The sequence below is a fragment of the Methanobrevibacter sp. genome (assembly GCF_030539555.1).
Lineage (GTDB): Archaea > Methanobacteriota > Methanobacteria > Methanobacteriales > Methanobacteriaceae > Methanocatella.
Genome location: NZ_JAUNXX010000129.1, coordinates 1 through 2341, shown reverse-complemented (window position 1 = coordinate 2341; position 2341 = coordinate 1). Strand labels below are relative to the sequence as shown.

The window sequence follows — 2341 nt, the reverse complement described above, 5'->3', positions numbered from 1 at the left end:
ATGAAACTAAAGTGGTTCAGCTATGGCATGCTCCTGGCGCGTCAAAAAAGTTTGGCGGATCTGTTGCAAGTCCTGAAGATATTGACATGCTTTTAAAGATAAGCAATAATACAGATTATCTGATAACGTCATCTAAGCACATAGAAAATTATTACGCTGAAGCCTTTCAGATTAACAAAGAAAAAATCAAAGCTCTTGGACTTCCTAGATTGGATTATTATTTCGAAAATCATGATTTGGATAAAATTAAAAAGGATTTTTTTAAAAAGTATAATTATGTCCAGGACAAAAAGATTATTCTCTATGCTCCAACTTTTAGGGATAATGAAAGGTATAACAATGTCCTGAATTATTTGGATTTGAAAAAATTTAATGAGATTTTGGGTGATGAATATGTCTTGGCTTTAAGGCTTCATCCCAAAATAAAGAATTTTTACTCTCAGGATATAGAATCAAGTGAGGAATACATTGATTGCAGTGACTATCCTTCAGAACAGGAATTAATGATGATAAGTGACATTTTAATCACTGATTATTCATCCATAATGATTGAATATGCTATTTTAAATAAGCCTATTGTGTTTTTTGTTTATGATTTGGATAATTATCTTGCATCTGAGAGAGGATTTTATTACGATTTCAAAAAAACAGTTCCAGGCAAGTTGGTTTATAATTGTGACGAGTTAATCGGTGCAATTAAAAATAATGATTTCGATAAAGATAAAATGTCAAGTTTCCTAAATACACAATTTGATTCAATAGACGGTAAATCATCCAAGAGAGTAGTTGATTTTCTCTTAAAATAAGGTAGGTAATATGGATAATATTAAGGTTAGTGTTATAGTTCCGGTTTTTAATAACTCCCAATATATAGGGGCCACACTTGATTCAATAATTAATCAGGATTTTGACAGTTTTGAAATCATAATAATAGATGATGGGTCAAGCGACAATAGTTTGGATATTGCCTGCGAAAAGCTAAAAGCAACAAACATTCCGAATGCCATTGTCCATCAGGAAAATCAAGGTGTAAGCTCTGCAAGAAATAAGGGTATTGAAATTTCAAATGGAGACTATCTGGTTTTTGTCGATGCCGATGATATCATAGCACCAAATCATCTATCAAGCTTATATAATGGTGAATGTGAGTTTAGTTTAACACAATTGGTAAAAAAAGAAGGGGAAAACACTTCCAGTCCCCATATCTATTCACAGGAGAATATATCTACTAAAGAATTTATAGAAATGGAGTTAAAAATGCAGATTCCATTCAATTTTGTTCAATTAATGTATAATGCAGATATTATCAAAAGCAATTCAATTAAATTTTCTTCAGACTATATTTACGGTGAAGATACGTACTTTGCCCTAACGGCATTGAGTTATGGTGATAGAATATCAATTTCAAATGAAATAACCTATTATTATATTCAGCATCCGACTTCTGCAATCAGAACATCAGAATTCAGACGTTTTGACATCGTGGACATGTTTGAAGAATTGGGCAAATTTTATGAAAAACGGGGATTAAGTGACTTGTCTAAGTTAATTACTACATCAAGAATTCCCAAAGCTATTTTTGGAAATATGAACTATTTTTTTTATAATTCCTACGATTTTAATGATGTAATCGATAAAATGAAAGAAATGGATTTGCTTACAAAACTGTCTAAATTTGAAGGGGATAGTAAATTTAAACTCAAAATCAAATTATTTTTATTAAATCCAAAAATATATTATAAAGTGTGGAAAAAATTTAAAAATTCGATTGATTAATATGAAAGTTTCGGTTGTTACTCCCAATTATAACGGTGAAAAATTCCTGAAAACATTTTTTGACTCTCTTAATAATGATTGCGAATGCATTGGGGAGGTTATTATTGTTGATAACGGATCAAATGACAATAGTGTTGATTACATTAAAAGCAACTCTTTTAATTTTCCAGTCAATCTTATCGAAAACAGTGATAATTTAGGTTTTGCTCCCGCAGTTAACCAGGCAGTTCAGGAAGCTAAATATGAATATATATTCTCCCTAAATAATGACACTGAAGTTAAGAAAGGTTCCATTAAAGCATTAATAAATTTAATTTCATCATCTGATGACATATTTTCGGTACAGGCTAAAATGCTTCAATACAACAATAAGGATTTAATTGATGATGTTGGGGATGAATACAATCTCATGGCATGGACTAAAAAGAAAGGTGAAAATCACAATTCAACAGAATTTAGCGAAGTTTGTGAGATTTTTTCAAGCTGTGCTGGAGCTGCAATGTATAAAAAATCACTTCTGGAAAAAATGGGTCTGTGTGACGATAATTTCTTTGCATATATGGAG

3 protein-coding genes are annotated in these 2341 nt (G+C 30.8%); all 3 read left to right on the top strand.

The features are described from left to right. On the top strand, positions 1-806 hold an 806-nt coding region (locus Q4Q55_RS10395), incomplete at its 5' end, for a CDP-glycerol glycerophosphotransferase family protein (RefSeq protein ID WP_303372725.1). Between the two features lie 10 nt (positions 807-816). Then, on the top strand, positions 817-1776 hold the full coding sequence (locus Q4Q55_RS10390) for a glycosyltransferase family A protein (protein WP_303372724.1): 960 nt from the start codon (positions 817-819) through the stop codon (positions 1774-1776). Between the two features lies 1 nt (position 1777). Further along, on the top strand, positions 1778-2341 hold a 564-nt coding region (locus Q4Q55_RS10385; RefSeq protein ID WP_303372723.1), incomplete at its 3' end, for a glycosyltransferase.